This window comes from Alteromonas infernus (genome assembly GCF_902705815.1).
On the sequence record NZ_CACSIG010000020.1, the window covers coordinates 12,173 to 33,111 of the forward strand.

At 43.9% G+C, this 20,939-nt stretch carries 22 protein-coding genes and 2 pseudogenes; 8 read left to right on the forward strand and 16 right to left on the reverse strand.

Translation table 11 applies throughout. The annotated features are described in order from the left end of the window. Position 1 precedes the first annotated feature (1 nt). The 3 genes from ACX5J7_RS05680 to ACX5J7_RS05690 all read right to left on the reverse strand — a co-directional run bounded on the left by ACX5J7_RS05680 (position 2) and on the right by ACX5J7_RS05690 (position 2,442). Positions 2-1,075, reverse strand: coding sequence for a sensor histidine kinase (locus ACX5J7_RS05680; protein ID WP_012518406.1), 1,074 nt, complete (start codon positions 1,073-1,075; stop codon positions 2-4). Positions 1,076-1,224: 149 nt separating this feature from the next. Then, positions 1,225-1,686 carry an Mpo1 family 2-hydroxy fatty acid dioxygenase gene (locus tag ACX5J7_RS05685; protein WP_012518405.1) on the reverse strand — a complete coding sequence of 154 codons (462 nt, stop codon included), beginning with the start codon at positions 1,684-1,686 and terminating at the stop codon, positions 1,225-1,227. 72 nt (positions 1,687-1,758) lie between these two features. Then, the gene (locus tag ACX5J7_RS05690; protein ID WP_012518404.1) at positions 1,759-2,442 is read right to left on the reverse strand and encodes a PilZ domain-containing protein; all 684 of its coding nucleotides are present in this window, start codon (positions 2,440-2,442) and stop codon (positions 1,759-1,761) included. A gap of 192 nt (positions 2,443-2,634) precedes the next feature. Here ACX5J7_RS05690 and ACX5J7_RS05695 point away from each other — a divergent pair, with 192 nt between their 5' ends. Then, the gene (locus tag ACX5J7_RS05695; RefSeq protein ID WP_498706401.1) at positions 2,635-4,437 is read left to right on the forward strand and encodes a M61 family metallopeptidase; all 1,803 of its coding nucleotides are present in this window, start codon (positions 2,635-2,637) and stop codon (positions 4,435-4,437) included. Between the two features lie 80 nt (positions 4,438-4,517). Here ACX5J7_RS05695 and ACX5J7_RS05700 read toward each other — a convergent pair whose 3' ends face one another. From ACX5J7_RS05700 to ACX5J7_RS05715, 4 genes and pseudogenes are all read right to left on the reverse strand, one after another. Further along, positions 4,518-5,435: a M23 family metallopeptidase gene (locus tag ACX5J7_RS05700; RefSeq protein ID WP_474376495.1), complete on the reverse strand. Its 918-nt coding sequence runs from the start codon at positions 5,433-5,435 to the stop codon at positions 4,518-4,520. Positions 5,436-5,476: 41 nt separating this feature from the next. Continuing rightward, positions 5,477-6,351: pseudogene (locus ACX5J7_RS05705) on the reverse strand (6-carboxytetrahydropterin synthase). Positions 6,352-6,466: 115 nt separating this feature from the next. After that, positions 6,467-6,598 (reverse strand): nucleoid-associated protein, encoded by a 132-nt coding sequence (locus ACX5J7_RS05710; protein WP_498706403.1) that lies wholly within the window; start codon positions 6,596-6,598, stop codon positions 6,467-6,469. A gap of 34 nt (positions 6,599-6,632) precedes the next feature. Next, positions 6,633-7,571, reverse strand: a complete 939-nt coding sequence (locus ACX5J7_RS05715) for a nucleoid-associated protein (protein ID WP_498706404.1) — start codon at positions 7,569-7,571, stop codon at positions 6,633-6,635. A gap of 159 nt (positions 7,572-7,730) precedes the next feature. On the opposite strand from ACX5J7_RS05715, the gene ACX5J7_RS05720 reads away from it, so the two are divergent. Both ACX5J7_RS05720 and ACX5J7_RS05725 read left to right on the forward strand, forming a co-directional pair. After that, positions 7,731-7,949, forward strand: coding sequence for a YejL family protein (locus ACX5J7_RS05720; protein ID WP_012518399.1), 219 nt, complete (start codon positions 7,731-7,733; stop codon positions 7,947-7,949). 8 nt (positions 7,950-7,957) lie between these two features. After that, complete coding sequence (locus ACX5J7_RS05725) at positions 7,958-9,484, forward strand: DUF3413 domain-containing protein (RefSeq protein ID WP_071951533.1); 1,527 nt, start codon at positions 7,958-7,960, stop codon at positions 9,482-9,484. Positions 9,485-9,671: 187 nt separating this feature from the next. On the opposite strand, the gene ACX5J7_RS05730 is transcribed toward ACX5J7_RS05725, so the two are convergent. The 4 genes from ACX5J7_RS05730 to ACX5J7_RS05745 all read right to left on the reverse strand — a co-directional run bounded on the left by ACX5J7_RS05730 (position 9,672) and on the right by ACX5J7_RS05745 (position 13,611). Continuing rightward, on the reverse strand, positions 9,672-10,175 hold the full coding sequence (locus ACX5J7_RS05730) for a D-glycero-alpha-D-manno-heptose-1,7-bisphosphate 7-phosphatase (RefSeq protein WP_498706405.1): 504 nt from the start codon (positions 10,173-10,175) through the stop codon (positions 9,672-9,674). Then, positions 10,175-11,047, reverse strand: coding sequence for a putative RNA methyltransferase (locus tag ACX5J7_RS05735; RefSeq protein WP_287149114.1), 873 nt, complete (start codon positions 11,045-11,047; stop codon positions 10,175-10,177). Before ACX5J7_RS05735 ends, ACX5J7_RS05730 begins: the two co-directional genes overlap by 1 nt. 194 nt (positions 11,048-11,241) lie before the next feature. Next, positions 11,242-12,372 carry an enoyl-CoA hydratase/isomerase family protein gene (locus tag ACX5J7_RS05740; RefSeq protein WP_278383993.1) on the reverse strand — a complete coding sequence of 377 codons (1,131 nt, stop codon included), beginning with the start codon at positions 12,370-12,372 and terminating at the stop codon, positions 11,242-11,244. An 84-nt stretch (positions 12,373-12,456) separates the two neighbouring features. Beyond that, the gene (locus tag ACX5J7_RS05745) at positions 12,457-13,611 is read right to left on the reverse strand and encodes an acyl-CoA dehydrogenase family protein (RefSeq protein WP_012518393.1); all 1,155 of its coding nucleotides are present in this window, start codon (positions 13,609-13,611) and stop codon (positions 12,457-12,459) included. A gap of 239 nt (positions 13,612-13,850) precedes the next feature. Here ACX5J7_RS05745 and ACX5J7_RS05750 point away from each other — a divergent pair, with 239 nt between their 5' ends. Then, a complete protein-coding gene (locus ACX5J7_RS05750) occupies positions 13,851-15,095 on the forward strand; it encodes a response regulator (RefSeq protein WP_498706408.1) in 1,245 nt (414 codons plus the stop codon). After that, positions 15,073-15,450 (forward strand): hypothetical protein, encoded by a 378-nt coding sequence (locus ACX5J7_RS05755; protein WP_498706410.1) that lies wholly within the window; start codon positions 15,073-15,075, stop codon positions 15,448-15,450. The genes ACX5J7_RS05750 and ACX5J7_RS05755 overlap by 23 nt, the downstream gene beginning before the upstream one ends. A gap of 96 nt (positions 15,451-15,546) precedes the next feature. On the opposite strand, the gene ACX5J7_RS05760 is transcribed toward ACX5J7_RS05755, so the two are convergent. After that, positions 15,547-16,422, reverse strand: a complete 876-nt coding sequence (locus ACX5J7_RS05760) for an NAD(P)-dependent oxidoreductase (RefSeq protein ID WP_015067229.1) — start codon at positions 16,420-16,422, stop codon at positions 15,547-15,549. 87 nt (positions 16,423-16,509) lie between these two features. Between ACX5J7_RS05760 and ACX5J7_RS05765 the strand changes: the two genes are divergently transcribed. Then, positions 16,510-17,001 (forward strand): glutathione peroxidase, encoded by a 492-nt coding sequence (locus tag ACX5J7_RS05765; protein ID WP_071951528.1) that lies wholly within the window; start codon positions 16,510-16,512, stop codon positions 16,999-17,001. Positions 17,002-17,056: 55 nt separating this feature from the next. Further along, positions 17,057-18,082 carry a 2-hydroxyacid dehydrogenase gene (locus ACX5J7_RS05770; protein ID WP_071951527.1) on the forward strand — a complete coding sequence of 342 codons (1,026 nt, stop codon included), beginning with the start codon at positions 17,057-17,059 and terminating at the stop codon, positions 18,080-18,082. Here ACX5J7_RS05770 and ACX5J7_RS05775 read toward each other — a convergent pair. From ACX5J7_RS05775 to ACX5J7_RS05785, 3 genes and pseudogenes are all read right to left on the reverse strand, one after another. Then, positions 18,079-18,333, reverse strand: coding sequence for a hypothetical protein (locus ACX5J7_RS05775; RefSeq protein WP_498706413.1), 255 nt, complete (start codon positions 18,331-18,333; stop codon positions 18,079-18,081). The two genes, ACX5J7_RS05770 and ACX5J7_RS05775, sit on opposite strands and share 4 nt — an antisense overlap. Positions 18,334-18,394: 61 nt before the next feature. Beyond that, on the reverse strand, positions 18,395-18,823 hold the full coding sequence (locus ACX5J7_RS05780) for a methyltransferase (RefSeq protein WP_498706415.1): 429 nt from the start codon (positions 18,821-18,823) through the stop codon (positions 18,395-18,397). A 15-nt stretch (positions 18,824-18,838) separates the two neighbouring features. Next, positions 18,839-19,601, reverse strand: a pseudogene (locus tag ACX5J7_RS05785) (Nif3-like dinuclear metal center hexameric protein). Between the two features lie 246 nt (positions 19,602-19,847). Here ACX5J7_RS05785 and ACX5J7_RS05790 point away from each other — a divergent pair. Beyond that, positions 19,848-20,162, forward strand: coding sequence for a hypothetical protein (locus ACX5J7_RS05790; RefSeq protein WP_012518386.1), 315 nt, complete (start codon positions 19,848-19,850; stop codon positions 20,160-20,162). Positions 20,163-20,262: 100 nt separating this feature from the next. Here the strand turns inward: ACX5J7_RS05790 and ACX5J7_RS05795 are convergent, their stop codons facing one another. Then, positions 20,263-20,886 carry a TetR/AcrR family transcriptional regulator gene (locus ACX5J7_RS05795; protein ID WP_462835339.1) on the reverse strand — a complete coding sequence of 208 codons (624 nt, stop codon included), beginning with the start codon at positions 20,884-20,886 and terminating at the stop codon, positions 20,263-20,265. Between the last annotated feature and the right edge of the window lie 53 nt (positions 20,887-20,939).

The following is a 20,939-nucleotide window of genomic DNA, read 5'->3' on the forward strand; positions in this document are numbered from 1 at the left end:
GTTATACGTCCTTAACTTCGTAAGGAATACGAATTCTCACTCGTACACCTGACGGCTGATTGTGTTCTATAGAAAATGCAAAATTACGATGGTAGAGCGACTGCAGGCGTTCTTTAATATTAGCTAACCCTACACCGTTTTCCCGGCTGAGCGTACCGTCTTTTATATCAGCGCCCGGGCCGTTGTCGGCAACATCCATTAATAAATCATTGCCAAATGTACGAGCAGTAATTGAAATGCGGCCACCGTTTTCCATTTTTGATATGGCGTGTTTTATCGAGTTTTCAATAATGGGCTGCAATATCATGCTAGGTACAAGGGCACTTTCACACTGCTCATCAATGTCCCACAACACCTCTAGGCGGTCATCAAATCTTACTTTTTCTATCTCTAGATAAAGGCGAAGCGCTTTAATTTCCTGCCCTAGCGGCACGCGCTTTATGGGGTCATTGTCTAAGGAATAGCGCAGAAAGTCACTTAGCCTAGACACCATGGCTTCAGCTGTATCGTTTTCCTTAAGCAAAACCAACGTTGAAATTGCATTAAGGGTATTAAATAGAAAATGTGGGTTGAGCTGATAACGCAGCATCTTTATATGTGCCTGATGAGCCATGGTGCTGGCTTTTAGCGCATTCTGTTTTTCTTTTTGCAACATCTGGAAATTTTTAATGCCAAAGTATACGCCGCTCCAGCAACCTACCATGATGAGTGAGTTAATGGTGTTGGTAAAGTACATGTACCATTCATCTGGGCGGTAGCCGTGCTTGTAGATTTCCCAGTAGTTAATGTTTTTCACCACGGCCCAAAGCAGAGCTATCAAGTAGCATGACACAATCACAATAATGATCATGTTGAGCGGAGATTGTTTTCTTGCCCACCGGTAGATGTAGCGAAGAGGAATGGTTAATAACCACCCTGCATAGGCATTGAGCATGATGATAAAAACCCAAATTGGGCGCACATCATGTAGGAAAGAACCAATGTAATAAATTATCGCGAACCCTGCCCAGCCGGCGCTGTGGAGCGTCCAAAATAAACGTTCATTACTTTCTATTACACGCTGAAAGCGACTCACAATATTACCAATTTAAAAACTTATACAACGATTATACGCAAGCCTTGTTGCGACCCAAGCGGCTTGGTCGTGCCCCTTATGCTTCTGGTCGCAGGACAACATATTGAAAACAGCGTTGTTTTAACAGCGCGTTAATTTGTTACACGCAACTAGTAACTTATGTTCATACGCTTTAGCCAGTGAACCCACCACCACGCCGGACCAACAAGCAGAAAACGTAAATCTTCAAAAAACGAAGGTTTCTTTCCTTCTATGTGGTGCCCGATAAACTGGAGTACCCACATGACGACAAAAAGCACAAGCGAAAACAGCCACACGGAAACATTGAAGTGAGCTAAGGCATTAACTGCCCCAAAGCATAAAATGGTGAGTAACGTCATTGCGGCCCCAATAGGGCCAGATAACATAAAATAGTAATACAACACAGGAACAGCAATAATATGCGCCCACGTGATGTCAAACTGCGCAATAAATTCGGGTACTGGCAAACTCCACAGTAACGCCAGTGAAACAAAATAGATACTTGGTACCGCTATCGCATGAATGATCACATTTGTTCTATTTTGATGACTTTCGCCGTATTGCATTAAGAGTCGTTCAATGCTTCTCATATTATTCCCCTTAGCTCGATATTTTGATTATTATCTAAAGAGCACCCGGCACGCCTTAAAAACAGTTTATTGTTACGTTAATAGCGTGTGTCGGGACAGCAGCGTTTTTATCAATTTTTCATCGCAGGTAAAGGCAAGACCATAGTAGACCACGTCACTTTCTAACCTGTGATTTTTTACCTTTGCGGTAAGCGCAACTTCTTTACCGTCTATTGAATAGTTTAGCTTAACATCTGCTTCATCGAGCATAACGGGCCAGTTAGGCTTAACCTGTAGTGCGACCTTGCAGCCTTTTTCACTCAAATCAATAATGATACCGGTGACTGTTTCATCATCGGGGTAAACCTCGGCATCAAGAGAAACTGAAACGCCAAGCTGCGCTCGCTTGACAGCGCGAAGCCCTATGCTTTCAATGCGTTTAGGAAAAGACGTTATAAGCAACCCGGAGGGCTTTGAGAGCAGCTTGAGTACTTTTACTTTAAATGCAATAACCTGGCCCGTATCACCTTCAAGTACAGAACGTACGACAATATCGTTACCTACGGTCAGCGCATCGCGCACGGTGATCCACTTCGCGGTCGTGGGAATATGGAACAGCATGCATTCATCAATTAGCATGCCTGTGTAATCAGTTTTTACACGCTTGGGCGCTGCAGGCATAGCAATTTGTAAATCTACCGTATCGCCGGGTACCAGAGTACGAAGCGACGCCAAGCCTTCTGCACTGAGTAAATTACTTTGTATTTTTTCAGCCATTTGTATTTGTTATTGCTGGAAATATTGTTGATTGCCTCAATGTACGCATCAATTTAACTTTGATCAACTTTATGCTTCTAACGTGGTAGCGCTTTTCTTACTAATTACGCTATGTAGCCTTACCTACTATTGGGCTTACGCCTATAGGTTGTTATAGTTAACCGATATCATTGTTTATATTAACGGATGTTTATGCCCTCTTCTGTTCTTCATTACGCGTTAACCATTTCTGATTGGCGTTCTCACCAGTTCACTGTTGCCTTGTCAGTGCCAAAACACGAGCAAACTGACCTTGAGCTTTCACTACCTAGCTGGATCCCGGGTAGTTATATGGTGCGAGATTTTGCTAAAAGCATCATCACCCTAAGCGCGGTTGACAACAGTAATGCCAAAAACGCTTTTCCAGTTACTAAATTAGATAAACAAACGTGGCGTGTTAAAACGAACGGTAGTGCCTGTACCATTCGTTATACCGTGTATGCCAACGACCTCTCTATTCGCTCGGCGTTTATGAACCATGAATACGCTTTTATTAACGGCACAAGTGCGTTTTTACGCGTAGCTGGTTTTGAGCAATCGCGCTGTGAGCTTGATATTCAGTTAGATGAAAACGACGAAACTACGGCTAAATGGCAAGCCTATACATCGATGCCTGCTCACGGCAATAGCACAAGCGTATCAAAATGGCATTTTGCTGAAGACAACTACGATGCATTTATCGACCACCCTATTTATGTGGGAATTGCCGACACCCATAGCTTTGATGTTGATGGCGTGACGTTTACCTTGCTGTTTTCGGGTAATAACAATATCGATTATCAGCGTATAGCAAACGACTTAACACCTATCTGCAAGCACCACCTTGACTTATTTGGAGCGCCGCACCCCATCGACAAGTATCTCTTTATGACATTGCTTGCCGACAACGGTTTTGGAGGGTTAGAGCATAAATATTCTACAGCGTTGCTCTACCCGCGTTTTGATCTGCCGCAAGTGGGCGATAATGAGAACAAAACCGATGGCTATATTACATTTTTAAGTTTATGTAGCCACGAATTCTTCCACACCTGGCATGTAAAACGAATTAAACCGAGGGTTATGGTCAATCCCGATTTATCTCAGGAAACTTATACTAACCAACTTTGGATATACGAAGGTTTTACGAGCTTCTATGACGATGTCACTCTTGCCAGAGCCGGGGTTATCGAGCCGCAAAAGTACCTTGATATTGTTGCACAGAACGTCAGCCGGCTAATCCAAAACACCGGGCGATTAAAGCAAAGTGCCGCTGAAAGTAGCTTCGATGCATGGACTAAGTTTTACAAGCAAGACGCTAGTGCTACTAATAATATTGTTAGCTATTATACCAAGGGCGGCGTAATCGCCCTCGGCCTGGACCTTTTACTTCGCAAAGCGTCAAATAATTCAGTAAACCTCGATGCGCTAATGAGGCTACTTTGGGAACACTATGGTGTTGACGAAAAAGGTACGCCCGATGACGTCATTCAAAACCTGTGTAAAACCCACTTTGACATCGATGTGTCAGATTATCTAAACCGCGTGGTTTACGGTACAGAAGATGTTGACTTAATTTCTTTCGTAAGTGAAATGGGCGTGCGCTTTAACACCCGTGCTCGTGTATCTGCTGAAGATAAAGGTGGTTTGACGCAGCTGCCAGCAATACGTAATCAACTTGGGGCGACATTGAAACCAGCAAGCCTAGGCTTAACGGTAGTACAGGTGTTTGAAGGGTTGGCCGCTATGCAAGCCGGCATTTTGTTAAACGACGTTATCATTGCCCTTGATGGGCACATTGTTAATGTGCAAAAGCTGCAGCGCCTGCTTGATACTGCGCAAAAATCAGCTGTAGACGTTACCCTTATTAGGGATGGCAAACTACTTACCCTGCCCCTTAACGTGGTTAAAGCACGCGCTGAAATGGCGTATTTTGATATCGAAGATGTGCAAACACTTAACCAGTGGCTAGGCCGATAAGCTATCATCTTGGCATAGTAAAAAAGGCTCCTTATGGAGCCTTTCTATTTACTTCGAATGTACGCTTTTAAGCGACAATATTATTGGGTTTCAGGGGAGCCAGAGATAATCGTTTGAGGATCAAGGCGCATTTTACCTAAGTTTATACGCCAATCTAAGTGCGGACCTGTAGAGCGTCCTGTTGTCCCGATAGTACCGATCAGCTCGCCTTGTTTAACCTTTTCACCCACGTCTACTGTTATTGTATCCATGTGCAGAAATGTAGAAAACACACGCATGCCATGATCAAGAATAAGCGTGTTGCCTGAATAATAAAGGTCGTCTGCCATGGTCACAACACCGTCTACTGGTGCATACACAGGCGTTCCTGTTTCGTTCGCTATATCCAGCCCATAGTGTGGCCACTTAGGTACCCCGTTTAAAATGCGCTGGCTACCATAAACCCCTGAGATAACGCCTTTTGCCGGCCACTCAAACCGAGTAAAAAGCGCGTCGAGATCCGAATTAACGCTGCGCGCATTAGCCACGTTTATATTATCTTGTTTAATACGCGCCGTGACTTCAGCAGGCGGCGTTACCATTTTTTGTGCTAAACCGTCGATGCGTTGAATATTGTATTCGCGCTTTTCTAGTGTAATTTCTCGTTGCCACGTTTTCCCACCCCCATACTCAACGGTAAGGGTTTGTTTAAGCGGCGCCTCTCTTTCAAACCCAACGACAAATTTTCCATCTTTATTGGTAGGTACCGGCTTACCGTTTAGAAAAACTTTTGACTCAACCGGCGCCTGACCGCGTAAAAGTGCCCCTTGGGTAAATTTACCGTTAAGAGAAACAGCAATATCATTCGAAGCTTTGTTACGTAAATCATTGGATGCTTCAGCTGTCGACGCCACAGATGGCGAAGGCAGTAAGCCCAAAGCTAACGTGCATGCCATGGCCGAGATAACTAAGCTTGCGGTTTTTTTTATCAATGCATTACCTGATTGGGAGAGTCTCATGGTCTATTCCTTAGCTTTAACTGCGTTCGAGCTTTGGCGGTTTAGCCTTTTACCGTGGCACCTTTACCTACGCCTTCATAGGCAATGACTTGGCAAATACCTTCTGGTGTGCGCTTCTTTTGCTCTTCAAGCAAGTATTGCGCTAAGCACTCTACCGTTGAGTCGGTGTCAATCACTTCGCAATCAGATTTAGGAATTAATAATTCAAAGTAACCTTGAGACGATTCATAGGCGAAACAATAGTAATCTTCTGCATTGTCTACCGTACCCTTTAACTTTCTATCGCTGTAGGCAATTTCGTCTTCTTGAGTTGCAATGTAAATATCTTCCCAGCGGTCTGCCCAATATTGCTGACTTTCCACACTAACTTTACCGTCAAGAATGATATCAATACGCGAACGATGACCGTGGGCAATACGCTGACAGTTGCCATCATGCTTTTTCAGGCCGTGAGTATAGTGATAAAACGGCGAGGTTATTACTTCTTCACGTAAATTAAGGGTAATGTTTTCGACGTTTTCAGGAAGATGTGTAGCAAGCACTTCTTTAAGGTAAACACCTACTGAATCCATGTTAATTTCATCAGAATAGACAAAAGCATAAGCTTCTGCCGGGCAGTGCAACATAATGCTGCGGCCATCTGTGCAGGTAAAGCGGGTTTCTACCTGTTCGGTTTCATCGTCGTGAAGTACCTCTGAGCCGCTGTACTCTGCAGGCACTAGCAATTTATGATCGACATATTCATCAATCAAACGCTTAAGGTTCTTCTTCACGTGACCAAAGTCCTGAACCATGCTCTCTTCGTTGAGCTCTCCGTCCAAAACTACATCGACAATCCAACTTTCTCCTACCATCCACGCTGTGGGCACAGGTAAGAAAAGTCCATCACTGTCAAATCATTTACAAATAATTGCATAACACCCTTGAGTCGAGTTTATTTACTATAAAGTGAGGCTGGCGTGTGTGCTTGATTAACACGCAAGCAACAGCTATGCCCCTAGTATACGTCTTTTATCTTGCCTTAGCAGCGACTAGTCCATTGAAGATTGTCGATTCAGCTGATCTTTCAAATTCGGTGGAATTCCACGGATAGTGAGTGTATCTGTCGCTGGGTCATAAAATACCCTATCGCCCATAAGTTTGCGCTCAAAGCTCACAGACACGCCGCCACCCTGACCAGTAAACTTCGCCAACTGTTTAAGGCAGCAGGATCGGGCTGAATTTCTTTTCTAATGGCACGTCCAAAGACTCTGTAAACGCCTTGAAGTTGCTGCTGGTCTCTTCATTTTGAGGTAGACGGTTGGCTAATTCATTAACAGACAAACTTTCGCCCGCATCAATCTTCTCTTTAAAGTAAGATTTTACCTCTTCACGATGTTGATGCTGCTCCTGTGGGTCTAACGACTCACTAGCAAGATACGCATCTACCGAAGAGATAAGTTGCTTATTTTGCTGTTTAACATCAACCAACTCTTCGCAACCAACAAACTGCATAAAGAAGTCTGATACCTTGCGCCCCATTCTTCCTTTAATAAAACTAACGTATCGCTGTTGCTCGGGTTGAATATCCCACTGAGTTAAATCAAAACGTACAGCAAGCTGCATTTTCGCTAAATCTAAATGCTCGCGAGCAGATAAATCTAATGAGTTCGTAACCTCTACATGAGAGCGAGTATTTAATAGCGCAATCATTAAATACTGGGTTGCTAGGTATTCGTACTGGCAAAAAATTAGAAAACCTGTCTCGACCGTGCCAGTTTCCGCTAATGTGCGAACCAAACGCTGAGTAGCAGACACCGAAAAAGCATGGAAAGCATCTTCTACGTTATCGCCTGCTTCTTTTTGAACTTCTAAATATTGCTTTAGACCTTCAGCAAACTCTGCCACATTTTCCGTGCTTTTTTCGGTGGTGGTTTCACCCTCTTCATTTTCTATTTTTGTTTCACGGGTTACTTCACTAACAAAATGCCCCACACCTTTGCCTGGTTTAGCATTAAAGCTGTGGTTAATTTGATGGGCAAGAAGCTCGATTTCCGGTGTCACTGCTAAGCAGTTATCGCGGGGAATCGCTTCAATTTTCTCTTCTTTGTTTACAATCAATCGATGTACAACAAAGTGGTGAATCAGTGCACTCATAGAGTATCGGGTGTCCTGTTGCTTAAAAAGTGTCAGAAATATCCAAAGAATTGCGGGATTTTAGAATGAATGATTGTACTCACTCAAACAACGATTATAATCATTTTACGTGTAAAACCATTCTTTTTATCAAAGAAATCATAAAAAAGAGGCGTAGCAATGCCCCAACAGAGCCGCTATAGCAACGACCAGTTCGAAACGCTAATGAATAACGTTATTCTAACGCTTGAAGAAGGCGGTGCAAACCGTGATCTTTCACTTATGGTGTTAGGAAACGTAATTACGCACATTTTAAACACTCAGGTAGCCCCTGAAGATCGCGAAGCCATGGCAACGCAGTTTGCCGATGTTCTTAAGAAAAGCGTAAAAAATAGCTAAGGGACTGCATGATACTTGCCGAATCACCTCGTCGCCAGCGTGTTACTAAACTGGTAAATTGGGGGCACTGGTTTGCCTTGGCGAATATTATTATCGCCATTGTTATTGCCTCAATTTTTGTTTTCTCTTCACCTATGCCAGGCACGGGTGTCGGCACCTTGTATCTACTAGCCAATTGGTTTGGTCATATTGGGTTTATGACCTTTTTTGGCTTCGTTATTTTTATTCTCCCCCTGTGCTATTTGGTCAATAACCCCAGGGTTATAAAAGGCAGCGCCTCGATTATTGCCGCTGTCGGTTTGGCGCTGCTGGCGTTCGATGCCCTTCTATTTAACCGCACAGGCTTTCACATTAGTTTTCACGCCGCAGACTTATTGAGAAGCGAAGCTCAGTCAAGTATGACCATTGAAAGCTGGCAACAGTGGGCGTTTTTATTCTTGCTGTTTATTGTGTGGTTAGGCTTTCAATTAGTGCTAGCCAATGCAATTTGGAAGCGAGTTGAGCGCTTCACTCGCTATAAGGTCGGCGTACCTGTTACTACTTTCTTCGTAAGCTGCTTTGTACTGAGCCACGCGATACACGTATGGGCAGACGCCAAGCTCTATCAGCCTATAATCAAACAAGACAATATGTTTCCGCTTTCATATCCTGCTACGGCTAAGACGACTATGTCTCGTTACGGGCTTCTTGACCTCGCGGCCTATGAGGAGCGAAAACAGCTGCAGTTTAGCCCAGACATTCACAACATTACGTATCCAGCACAACCGGTTTACTGCTCAGTGGAAACAAACAAGAACCTAACCGTAGTGGTTCAAATAGACAACGAGCAGTCGGTAGATTTACGTAGCGTGGGCGCTAAAAGCTTAAATAAAGTGAGTAATTATTATTCTACTGCTAGCAGCATTGAAGGCTTAATAACGTCAACACTGTTTGGCGTACCGGAAATCTATCAAGACGCGTTATCGAAAAAGCGCCCTGTTCTTCTTGCGCTTCCGTTAGGTTCGGGCATGCCTGTGTCTATTCATAGCGATGAAGCACTGCCACTGCCGCAGCTGTCTGGGTACTTACAACCCATTACGAATAATCACGACGGCCTACATATTGCGTTTATGAAAAGCAATGATATTGCACGTTATGTAGAGAATACGCTTAAACGCAATCACGACGTAATCGTAGCCACAGGTTTTGGAAGTGAGGAAGGTAAAGGCGCGTTGTACAGTACGCTCAATCTGAAGGCCAATTTAGCCAGCACTGAAGACTTAGCGCCGACCATTTTAAATGCGCTAGGCTGTAATGCACCAGCAACCTTTTATTCTACGGGCCAAAGCCTATTAGCCCCTTCTAGAGCGTGGCTAGTAAGCACATCAGGCGAACGTATTGTCGTATTCCACGATAATAAACGTACTGATGTGTTAAGTAACGGCAGCTATGAGATAAGCGATATGGAAACAGGAAAACGCAGTAAAGACGCGCTAAACGTTGATTTATTAAGCCAAGCGATTAAGCATCTTTCGCGGTTTTCAACACAAAACTAACATTCAAAAAGGCTGCAGCAACATAAGTTACTGCAGCCTTTTCATATCATGTTTTTAAAAACTCTTTAATTTCAAATGCTTGATGCGTTACGCGTAACCAGATTAAGCAGTGAATTATGGTGGCGAAATTTCTGAAAGTGAAGTAACGATGTTAATTTTGTGACCTTCACTAAGCCCTTCAGCCTGCTCAGGTGTGACGACCTCTTTTGAAGAATATGCTTTGTTTAAGGCCCGCTGCATCAGCGGCTTGTATGTCACGCCAGCTGTCCCCAATTAGTATGCTGTTACAAAGGTCTATGTTTAAATCTTTTGCAGCTTTTAATAGCATTCCTGGCGCTGGCTTTCTGCATTCGCAGGAAATAGCATAGCGAGATATCGAGCCCTGTGTATGATGAGGGCAGAAATACACAGGTATGTTATTTATATTGTGTGCAGTAAAGTCTTTTTGAACTCTTTCCATGAGCGATTGGAACTCAGTTTCAGTATAAAACCCTCGGGCAATACCGCTTTGGTTCGTTACAATAACAGGCTGATAGCCTTTTAACTGAAACTGCTTGATGACATCGAATATGCCGTTTATATATTCAAAGTCCGCATACGTTCCTACGTAGCCATGGTCAATGTTTATTACGCCGTCACGGTCTAAAAACAATGCTTTTGTCGCTGGGGCAGATTTAACTATATTTGTCATCACGCTTCTACATCACTGTGCTTTTTCCAAAGCTGGATGTGAAAATCGGCGGTAACGCTTTTTAGGGCTTCGACAATTTCATCAATTTTACCTTTGGGTAATTTCCAATAGAAAGGCGTCATCTTAATTAACGCAAGGGCATGTTCGCGGCTTTCAAACGCAATAGGAAATGAAAAAGTTTCGTTTTCTATACGAGAAAACCCTTCCTTTACACTATCGTTCAGCTCATGCGGTCTTGGATTAGCGTAAACCTGTTGCTTAAGCTCGAATAGATGCTTTTGTGCTGGGTCAACGGTGATCAAAAGGCCGTTATCTTTAAGTACCCTAAAGTATTCTTTGTCGCTTCCCGGCGCGAAGACCTGCAGCATCACGTCCTGACTATCTGTTTCAAGGGGAAGTTCAAAGCTACTTGCCACCACAAATTGTGCCTGTTTGAACGCTTTAGCCGCTAGTTCAACCGCGACTTTGGCGATATCACTTCCTGCACCTTGCACATCAAAACCGTGTTCCGATAGTCCTTGAGTTATCGCGTCGAGGTAACTCCCCTCACCGCAACCTGCGTCAAAAATATTGATACAACCGTGCTCGCCTTGACCATTAACAGTAGGTTGCCCCGCGTATAGGTCTTTTAGAGAACGTTGCAACAACGACACCATTTTCTCTTTTAACGGACCATACGCATTTAACTGATGGAATTCCCGTCTCGCTTTAACCATCTCCTTATCGTCACCAGGCGCTTTCGACTTTTTGAACTGAACAGGGAGCAAATTTACATACCCAGACTTCGCTTTGTCGAAGCTGTGGCTATTTTGACAACGAATTGGAGAGGCTATTAACGATATCGGTGCTTTACAAAGTGGGCAGTGCCACATGATGGGTACTTATGTGTTTGAATTTGCCGTAAAGGATACCAAAACCGATAGCTTTACGGCAATAAGCGGTGCGACTGGCGCCATACTTTTCTAATGCATAGTCATAGAAATATGACGCTTACACGGTTGTAGCGGCTTTATGTATGCACAAACCTGCCTGAACAGGATGCCGCTCGCGTTTAGTACGCTTTGTACTACAAAGCAGCCAACGGGTGTGCTTCTTTAGACCAAGGAGACGTGAAGAAATGCGCTATCTCGGCTTCAGGAACGTCTTCAACCTTTTTGAATTTCCATTGGGGCGTCATATCTTTGTCAATTAACAGCGCCCTTACCCCTTCTTGGAACTCACCACTTTCGCCGCATCGACAGGACATATCAGCCTCCATTCTAAAGCAGTCTGCTAAGGACATAGTAGCGCCCTTTTTACATTGTTCGAATACCAAGTGCATCGTTATAGGCGAGCCCTTTGCCAAGGTGCTTTGCGCTCTAGATAGCCATTTGTTGCCCTGCATATTGGCGGTCAATATGGCATTTACAACCTCGCTCACATTGTTGGCACTACACAAGTCATTGATAAGGGGCATGTTGGGCCCTATGTTGCTTTGCACTTCCGCTTCAGGCTTTTGTAGGCGGCTTAACACCGTGTTTACTGCGCCTTCAAGGGTTGAGCTGCTTGTTTCACTCCACGCATAATCTACGAGGCCCTGCAACAAGTTTTCTTTTTCAGCACTACTAACCATTACATCAGCGAGCCCAACGTACATAGCATCTGCTGCATTCATTTGACCGCCGGTTAAACCTAAGAATAACCCCGATTTACCGGGAAGACGGGGAAGAAAGTAACTGCCACCCACATCAGGATACAACCCGATAGAAATCTCAGGCATCGCCAAACGAGAATTTTCTGTCACAACGCGATGGCTGGCGCCACAAAGTAACCCCATACCGCCCCCCATGACAATGCCGCTGCCCCAAACAATAATAGGCTTGTTGTAGTTATGAATGGTGTAATCGAGGGTGTATTCGGTTTCAAAGAAGGTTTCGAGGAATGCGGGAATCTCTCCATGGGCTTCAACCATCGAATTATACATAGAGACGATATCGCCACCTGCACAAAACGCCTTCTCACCTGCAGCGTCTATGACAACAGCGACAATGTCGCTGCGCGCTTGCCATTGCCGAAGTGCGTCCAGCATTATACCTGCCATTTCCAAATCTAACGCATTCAGTGCTTTGGGTTTATTAAGCGTTAACCGGCCTATTTTGTAGTCTTTACTTGCTGTAGTAATTTCATCAACCACTACAACTGAATCGGCATTAATCATCGTTATTTCTCGCCTCCTTCTTCGTGTTTACAACCATAAACACGTTCCATTAAAACCACGTCTAACATAGCTACTAAAAGCGCACTACAATACGCTGCGTTCATCCGCCAACAAACGTCTTCCAATAATAACGCGCATAATCTCATTTGTACCTTCAAGGATCTGATGCACTCTAACATCTCTAAAGTGTCGTTCTAGAGGGTACTCTTTTATATAGCCATAACCGCCGTGTAATTGAAGCGCGTCGTTACACACGTTAAAGCCTACGTCGGTGGCAAAGCGTTTAGCCATAGCGCAGTAGGTAGTTTTATCTGCATCATTATTATCTAATTTACAAGCCGCCATACGCACCATTTGTCTCGCCGCAACTAACTCCGTTGCCATATCTGCAAGTTTAAATTGTAACGCTTGAAACCCGGCAATTGGTTTACCAAACTGTTCTCGCTCATTCATGTAGTCGCGCGCTACATTCAGCGCTTGCTGCGCAGTCCCAACTGAACACGTGGCAATATTAATACGGCCGCCATCTAAGCCTTGCATGGCCATTTTGAAGCCTTGCCCTTCCTCACCTAATAACCAACTTTCATCTAACTTTACATTATCAAAGGTGATCATGCGGGTCGGCTGGGCATTCCAGCCCATTTTTTCTTCTGCTTTTCCATATTCGATACCGTCTGTATTCGCAGGAACGGCAAATGCAGATACTCCTTTAGGGCCGTCTTCACCTGTTCTGGCCATAACCACTAAAATATCTGTACTGCCTGCGCCAGAAATAAATACTTTTGCCCCATTTAGTACGTAGCCACCGTTTTCTTTAGTAGCTTTAGTTTTAAGTGAAGCCGCATCTGAACCTGCGCCTGGCTCGGTAAGGCAGTAAGACGCTAGTTTATTGCCTGTTACCAACTGCTCGCACCATGCATCTTTAACGTCGTCGCTACCCCACGTCGCAATCATCCATGTTGCCATATTGTGTATGGTTAACATTGCTGTCGTCGTGGTGCACCCCATAGAAAGCTGCTCAAAGATAATAGACGAGTCGAGCCTCGATAGGCCAAGGCCTCCGGCACTTTCTGGTGCATACAATCCACAAAAACCCAATTCACCTGCTTTTTTAATAGCATCAACGGGAAAGTGGTGCTCTCTGTCCCACATCGCAGCGTTTGGCGCAAGCTCTTGTTGAGCAAATTGGCGGGCGGTTTCTTCAAAGGCTAACTGATCATCGGTTAAATCAAAGTTCATTTTTCTTACCTTTAATATATTGGACTTTTCGGTAACCATACCCAATACCTACCCCTTACGTAAACGTAAAGGTAAATATTTGTTTAAATATTATAATCTATAACGTAAATATTTTGTGACGAGATGAGTCAGTTAGGTAATTGTGCGCACGATTGGGGGGGAATCTTAGCCTTATTAATAATGCACTTTTATTCTGCTGCTGATAATCTAGTTACTTTACAATAACCCGTCAGGTTACCGTGGAATTTAGAATAGCCATTGTAGAGGACAATGCGACCGCTCGAACTGCGCTTCGAGGGCATTTAATGTCTATCGCAAATTTATCAGTGAGCAGTTTTGCATCAGGCGTAGAGCTAAAAGCCGCCCTCAAGAAACAAAACTTCGAATTACTGCTAATGGACTATCATTTAGGCGAAGGAAAATCGGGCGTTGAATGGGTTCAAATTTTACGGGAATCGGGTTTTATTAGGCCCAGTACCGGCATTATTTTTCTTACCTCTGACCGCTCCCCCCAGACCATTGGTCGGGTCATGGATTTACAACCAGACGTATTACTAATAAAGCCATACACCATTGCGTCGTTAACACGCCAAGTCAATCATTACCTCTCATATCGCGACTTTGTAAAAAACGTACTGCATGCATTAGACAACAAACAAGTAGAACGCGCAGTCAGTATTGTTCGCGCGAAAATTAAAGATGGCATACCGCCGCGTTTAGTTGGTGATATAAGAAAGCTTTACGCCCGACTTCTTTTTGAAAGCGGAGAAATCCGCCGTGCGCTTAGTATTTACGATGATGTATTGACCCGTTCAGACAAAGTCTTATGGGCCCAATGGGGTAAAGTCAAATGTCAGTATGCGTCTGGACAGTGGCCCGAATGCAAAGACCATTTAGGCGATATGGTTAACTCAAGCCTTGCTCGAGATAAAGCATTCGAATGGTTGGCGTCCATTTCATTTGAGCAAAACGCTTATGATCAAGTTGAAAAGTATTTAGATGAAATCAACTTTAGCGAGTTAAGTTTACCCGCAGCAAAGATGAAAACAATAGCATTTCAAAAGCAGGACAAGGTTGTTGAAGCCATAGATCTGCTACAAAGGAAACGCGCTATGCACCGCAGTGCAAAAGACAGGTTTAATGACTTTACCTTTGAACTTGCGGAATTCTATCTTTTCCTTGCAGAAGAATCGCCTGAAACAAATCGTTCAGAAAGTTTATCTCAAGCACGAAAATTGGTGGGTATTGCAGGAAGAAGCCAAGGAGACCCGCAAGCCTTGCAAAAACGCGATTACCTTTTAGCGTTTTCCGCCGTCCTTGACGGCGATGTAGAAAAAGCCACACACCTGCTTGAAGGTGACTATGTCGATAATTATTTGCGTACTGAACCGTCTGTTTTGGTTATTGCTGCTAAAGTGCATCACGGCTTGGGTGATGAACGAAAGGCGGGAACTGTTATTAATGGCAAAGCAAAAGAGTGCTGAGCTACAAGCAGTATCAGAGCAAGTGATGAACGATGAACTCATCTTTTCCGGCGGGGAAAGCTTAGGTCTTAATCACCAGCAAGCCGTTTCGATTAATGAAACCGGTACACAGCTTTTTATTGAAGGGCTATTTAGTAAAGCCATGAAACACTTTTATGACGCCTTTCAACTTTCGCCGCAAACTGCCGCTTTTGGCCTGAATTTACTTCAATGTATGATTGAGGCTGATATTGGCGTATACCGAAAGTATAGGCTCAAGCAGCTTATTGAAAAGGTAACGGCATTGACGCTAAACGAGACAAACAAGGCCCGTTTAGAGCAGCTTGTTTTACTTGCGCAAGAACACGCACTTTAGCTATTGGTTATAAGGGTTTAAGCCATCATTACAAAAAAGGGGGCACCTGAAATATATCTTTAGCGCTGCCCCTTTACAATGACGTAGTCTTTTAAATTATTTCAGCCGTGTAAGTAAGCTCGACGTGTCCCAACGGCCTCCACCCAGCTTTTGTACATCTGCGTAGTACTGATCAACCAAGGCGGTTAGCGCTAGCGTAGAACCGTTTTTTCGCGCTTCATCTAGCGCAATACTCAAATCTTTACGCATCCAATCTACTGCAAAGCCGAAATCAAAGCTGTTGCTTAACATGGTGCTAGCTCTATTTTCCATTTGCCATGATTGGGCTGCACCTTTGCTTATTACATCAACGACGGCGTTACAATCCAGCCCCGCTTTTTGTCCAAAATGTAGGGCTTCGGCGAGGCCCTGTACAATGCCAGCTATACAAATCTGGTTCATCATTTTAGCAAGCTGACCACTCCCACTTTTGCCGAGTAGCTGACTGTGTCGAGCATAGTGAGCCATGACAGGCTCGACCTTGTTATATTTATCTTCATCGCCCCCTACCATTATCGTTAGCTGGCCGTTTTCAGCCCCCGCTTGACCTCCTGACACAGGCGCATCAAGAAACCCTACGCTCTTTTCCTTACACGCAGCGTACAGTTCTCTCGCTATATCGGCAGATGCCGTAGTGTGGTCAACAAGTATACTACCCGGTTTCATTACTTGTAATGCTTGCGTGGCCACTTCTCTTACATCGTTATCATTGCCAACGCACATAAATACGATATCGGCTGCTTCGCATGCATGGGCTACCGTTTCACTTACGGCAACATTTGCCCCACCCTTTTGATATTGGGTTGCCCAGGCTAAGGCTTTTTGTACGGTACGGTTATAAACATTAACCGAATAGCCTGCATTGCTTAAATGCCCTGCCATTGGAAAGCCCATAACCCCTAAACCCAGAAAACTCACTTTCAAATTACTCATACAAAATATACTCTAGATAGAATCAACGATGTTTGGTTTACCTAAGAGTAACAGACTTAACAACAACAAAAATATAGGAAAATGACTTTGGAACTCTATCAGCATTCCCTCACGCTAAATACCGGCGAGCAAACCACCTTGGAACAATACAAAGGGAAGGTGTTGCTTATAGTGAATACTGCCAGCAAGTGCGGTTTTACGCCGCAATATGAGGGGCTTGAAGCGCTCTATAAAAAGTATCATGACAAAGGCTTTGAAATATTAGGTTTTCCTTGCGACCAATTCGGACACCAAGAGCCGGGAAGTGATGAAGACATTGCACAATTTTGCACGCTTAATTTTGGTGTGTCTTTTCCACTGTTTAAAAAAACTAACGTTAACGGCCCAGACGCCAACCCGTTGTTTGAGGCATTAAAAAACGAAGCACCCGGCCTGTTAGGGTCTAAGCGAATAAAATGGAACTTCACTAAGTTTCTTATAAACGCAGAAGGTAAAGTATTAAAACGTTACGCACCGACCATAAAGCCCTCTTCCATCGATAGCGATATCGCAGAACTATTAGAAAGGAATAGCGAATGATCTAGCTTCACTGTATGTTTTAAATTGCGTTTATCGAATACTACGAGGGAGCGTTATGAGCCAGAGCAAAATTGAAACTGACAGTGAAAGTAGCAGAAAAGTTGTGTTTTTCAGCACCCGCCCGTATGAAAAACAGGTTTTCACTGCCTTACTTTGTGAACGTAATAAAACGCTGCAACCCCGTATAGAAGCCACTTTCTTTGAACACCCTTTAACCCCTTCAACGGCGGTAAGTTGTAAAGGTTTTTCTGACGTCGTGGTATTTGTTAATGATGACGTAAATGCAGAAACAATTGACGCACTTAAGCACGCCGACGTAGAGCATATTGCACTTCGCTGTGCAGGTTTTAATAACGTTGATGTTAATGCTGCTACCCGAGCAGGCATTTCAGTAAGCCGTGTACCTGCATATAGCCCTGAAACCGTTGCCGAGCATACCCTTGCCCTTATACTGACATTAAACCGTAAAACCCATAAAGCGTATAATCGCGTGAGAGAGGGTAATTTTAACCTTGCCGGGTTGATAGGGTTTACTTTACATAATAAAACGGTAGGTGTAATCGGCACCGGCAGAATTGGCAAGGCCGTAATACGGATATTGTTAGGCTTTGGCTGTCGCGTGCTTTGTTTTGACCCTATAGAAGACGTAAGCGTAAAGAAAATGGGAGCGCATTATGTCTCTCTTGACGAACTATTCGCAATGAGCGCGATAGTTACGCTTCATTGCCCACTTAATGAACATAGTCATCACATCATCAACGAAAGTAGCCTTGCCCAAATGCCCGACGGTGTCATGCTTATTAACACGTCCCGAGGGGGCTTAGTCGATAACGATGCGATAATAAAGGGCCTAAAATCAAGAAAAATTGGATATTTAGGGCTAGATGTATACGAACGTGAATCTGAACTCTTCTTTGTCGATCATTCCCAAGAAATCATTCAAGATGACGTATTTCAACGGTTAACCACTTTTCCTAATGTGTTGATAACAGGCCACCAGGGCTTCTTCACCGAAGAAGCCCTAGAAGAAATTGCCAATACAACCATCGACAACATACTAAGCGGTAGCAATCGACTTTAACCTTTTTCTAAAATAAGGTGGAAGTATTTACCTAACCACAGGTACGGCGGCATTTTGTGGTATTGCCGTTCAAGCGCTAATAATTCATCAAACTTACTATTTTGATGACTAATATCCCGCATATAGTCGTGAAAGCAGCGGATCCCCGCTTTGTCTAACACCTTAAACCCCAAAGATTCACAATAGTCTACAACTCGCATTGCACCAAGCGGTTGTTTTGGGTTTAGCCTCACCTGCTTTTTCGCTTTCATGCCCTTAGCAATGTAATCGAAATTACCGTAAATCGCATTTGCAAATAGGTTTGCGTCTTGATTAAAAAAACCTCAGGCTAAGGCGTGCGCCACGTTTCATATTCTTATGAATAAAGTCGATAGCATCGAAGGGGGCATCTAACCACTCTAATACCGCATGGCAAACCACTAAATCATAGGCTGCTAAATCATCTATTTCCTGCAAGTACTGATGTCGAATTCGTATATTATCGCTGGCGTTGAGCAAAGGGGCGGCTTTCGATAGAACATCACTTGATGCATCGGTAAGGACAACGTCATGACCCATTGCAGCAATATGCGCAGTCATCACGCCCGTTCCTCCACCAATTTCAATGGCTTTTAACGGCCGGGCTAAATATGGCGCAAGTACATCACACAACAAAGTATGCCTAAGCCTGCCCTTCGTTGTACCATAAATGTTGTTTGCGAACTTTTCTGCGATGCCGTCAAATATATGGTCGTTCTTCATATTGTGCAATTACAGCTAAGCTGGGTTATCAATATCGATAAATTCAACCGTTACGTCGAAGTGTTCAGCAATATGCTCTCCAAGAGATTTAACACCGTATCGCTCGGTAGCGTGGTGGCCGGCTGCTAAAAAGGTTATTCCCATTTCTCGGGCTGTATGGACAGTTTGTTCCGATACTTCTCCGGTAATAAAAGCATCGACACCAAGTTCAACAGCTTGTTCAATAAAACCCTGACCACCGCCGGTACACCATGCCAGTGTTGTAATGGGTTTTGACGTTGGACCTTCTAATAGCACATCTCTTTTTAGTATTTGCTGAAGTGTAGATTGCAACGTCACACCGTCGGTTTCATCTTCTAACGTGCCCTGCATCACTACGCCAATCGGTTTAACATGGCTAACTGCATGAATATCTTGAATACCTAACAAAGACGCCAGCTGGCGATTATTGCCAAATTCAGGGTGAACATCCAAAGGAAGGTGGTAGGCATATAAGTTGATATCGTTAGCAAGTAAAGCGGACAATCGGCGTTTTTTCATACCCGTGATGGTCTGCGACTCACCTTTCCAAAAATAACCGTGGTGAACGATAATGGCATCTGCGTCAGCGTCTATCGCTGCGTCAACAAGCGCTTGAGATGCGGTAACACCAGTTAACAATTTTTTTAATTTTACCTGTGCCCTCTACCTGTAAGCCATTTGGACAGTAGTCACTGATTTCATTCGCCCTTAGAACGCCATCGAGATAGTTTTTCAGCTCAAGGTTATTAATAGACACAGGTCCTCCGGTGGAAAGTTAGACAAATAGGTTAAAAAACGCTATAAAATGTAGCGAACGTTTATGAAATTACCTGCTATTTAACTGAAATAAGCGCGAGATACTGGTTGTCACATAGGCGCTGCATATGTGCACCGCGCCTTTAGGGTTTCCGCTGTAAACGTTGCCTTTACGTTTAACGCGTATCTGGTGTTCAGGTAAGTCATTATTCGTTCGTCATCTTAACAAAATAAAGAGCAAAAAAGCATGGCAAACTTAGACAAAGACACGGTAATCGCTGCATTTTCTGACGCTTATAAAAAAGCCCACGGCAAAGCACCTAACATAGAAGCTAAAAGTGGCTGGTACAGTGTTGATGGTGGTAAAAATGTACGTTTAGCACAGCTTCAGGAAATGGTAGATTCGATGTCGTCACAAACAACGACGAAGAAAGAAGCCAAAGCCTCGTCTACACCGAGTAAGAAAAAAGCATCTGGTCCAGCAAAGTCAGGTTTTTCTGTGAAAGATTTTTGGGCAGAAAAGCTTAATGCAGAAGTACCAGGAGCCACTTTACCCCGTTAAAAATATGTTTAACGGTGTATATTGGTTTTACACCTACAGGCAGATACAAACTGTAGGTGTAATCTTGGCTTTTTCGCAAAAAAAAACCGTTATATATCGATTACCTGCCGGCTAAGCCCTGTGCAACAAACGGAACAAGGTGGTTTATCACCTCTTCGATATTGACGTGCTTGTGAAAATCCGACTCGGCTATCTCTGTCAATGCCTGACTTGATGCCATTGAAAATACAAAGCTCCCCATTGCAAAATGAAGACGCCAGAATAACTCCTCTTCAGGCAAGTCTGGCAAACACTGCCTAATGGCATTCACAAGTGTTCTAATACAATCACCATAATCAGTCATTATAAACTTACGCAAATGGCCTTGGGTTTCGTTATACCCGCGGCCAAGAAGTTTTACAAAGGTGGCGGTGCCCTGAGGCGACAATTCGTTTAAGTCTAACATTGGGGGAATGAGTGAATACAGCAGCTGCTCTACCCCTTTTGCCCCCTTACTAGGCTGAATTTCAGCTAAGCACGACTGTACTTGCGGCATTAGATGGTCAAAGTAGCGCTTAAATACCGCCTGAATAAGGTTTTTCTTACTGCCAAAGTGATAGTTAACCGACGCTAAATTGACGCCGGCTCTTGCAGTAATATCTCGCATGGAGGTTTGTGTAAACCCGCTTTGAGAAAACAGAAACTCTGCCGCATCTACAATATCGCTTTTAGTATGCCGTGCCATATTCTTTTTATTATCTTTATGTAGGTTAATTAATTACGTTACGTCTGCACCCC

What these genes read in the sequence shown, in the direction of transcription:
- ACX5J7_RS05685 (WP_012518405.1), bottom strand. Translation starts at nt 1,686, where the DNA reads ATGAGAAGCATTGAACGACTCTTAATGCAATACGGCGAAAGTCATCAA.
- ACX5J7_RS05690 (WP_012518404.1), bottom strand. Translation starts at nt 2,442, where the DNA reads ATGGCTGAAAAAATACAAAGTAATTTACTCAGTGCAGAAGGCTTGGCG.
- ACX5J7_RS05695 (WP_498706401.1), top strand. Translation starts at nt 2,635, where the DNA reads ATGCCCTCTTCTGTTCTTCATTACGCGTTAACCATTTCTGATTGGCGT.
- ACX5J7_RS05700 (WP_474376495.1), bottom strand. Translation starts at nt 5,435, where the DNA reads ATGAGACTCTCCCAATCAGGTAATGCATTGATAAAAAAAACCGCAAGC.
- ACX5J7_RS05715 (WP_498706404.1), bottom strand. Translation starts at nt 7,571, where the DNA reads ATGAGTGCACTGATTCACCACTTTGTTGTACATCGATTGATTGTAAAC.
- ACX5J7_RS05720 (WP_012518399.1), top strand. Translation starts at nt 7,731, where the DNA reads ATGCCCCAACAGAGCCGCTATAGCAACGACCAGTTCGAAACGCTAATG.
- ACX5J7_RS05725 (WP_071951533.1), top strand. Translation starts at nt 7,958, where the DNA reads ATGATACTTGCCGAATCACCTCGTCGCCAGCGTGTTACTAAACTGGTA.
- ACX5J7_RS05730 (WP_498706405.1), bottom strand. Translation starts at nt 10,175, where the DNA reads ATGACAAATATAGTTAAATCTGCCCCAGCGACAAAAGCATTGTTTTTA.
- ACX5J7_RS05735 (WP_287149114.1), bottom strand. Translation starts at nt 11,047, where the DNA reads ATGTGGCACTGCCCACTTTGTAAAGCACCGATATCGTTAATAGCCTCT.
- ACX5J7_RS05740 (WP_278383993.1), bottom strand. Translation starts at nt 12,372, where the DNA reads ATGATTAATGCCGATTCAGTTGTAGTGGTTGATGAAATTACTACAGCA.
- ACX5J7_RS05745 (WP_012518393.1), bottom strand. Translation starts at nt 13,611, where the DNA reads ATGAACTTTGATTTAACCGATGATCAGTTAGCCTTTGAAGAAACCGCC.
- ACX5J7_RS05755 (WP_498706410.1), top strand. Translation starts at nt 15,073, where the DNA reads ATGGCAAAGCAAAAGAGTGCTGAGCTACAAGCAGTATCAGAGCAAGTG.
- ACX5J7_RS05760 (WP_015067229.1), bottom strand. Translation starts at nt 16,422, where the DNA reads ATGAGTAATTTGAAAGTGAGTTTTCTGGGTTTAGGGGTTATGGGCTTT.
- ACX5J7_RS05770 (WP_071951527.1), top strand. Translation starts at nt 17,057, where the DNA reads ATGAGCCAGAGCAAAATTGAAACTGACAGTGAAAGTAGCAGAAAAGTT.
- ACX5J7_RS05775 (WP_498706413.1), bottom strand. Translation starts at nt 18,333, where the DNA reads ATGAAAGCGAAAAAGCAGGTGAGGCTAAACCCAAAACAACCGCTTGGT.
- ACX5J7_RS05780 (WP_498706415.1), bottom strand. Translation starts at nt 18,823, where the DNA reads ATGAAGAACGACCATATATTTGACGGCATCGCAGAAAAGTTCGCAAAC.
- ACX5J7_RS05790 (WP_012518386.1), top strand. Translation starts at nt 19,848, where the DNA reads ATGGCAAACTTAGACAAAGACACGGTAATCGCTGCATTTTCTGACGCT.
- ACX5J7_RS05795 (WP_462835339.1), bottom strand. Translation starts at nt 20,886, where the DNA reads ATGGCACGGCATACTAAAAGCGATATTGTAGATGCGGCAGAGTTTCTG.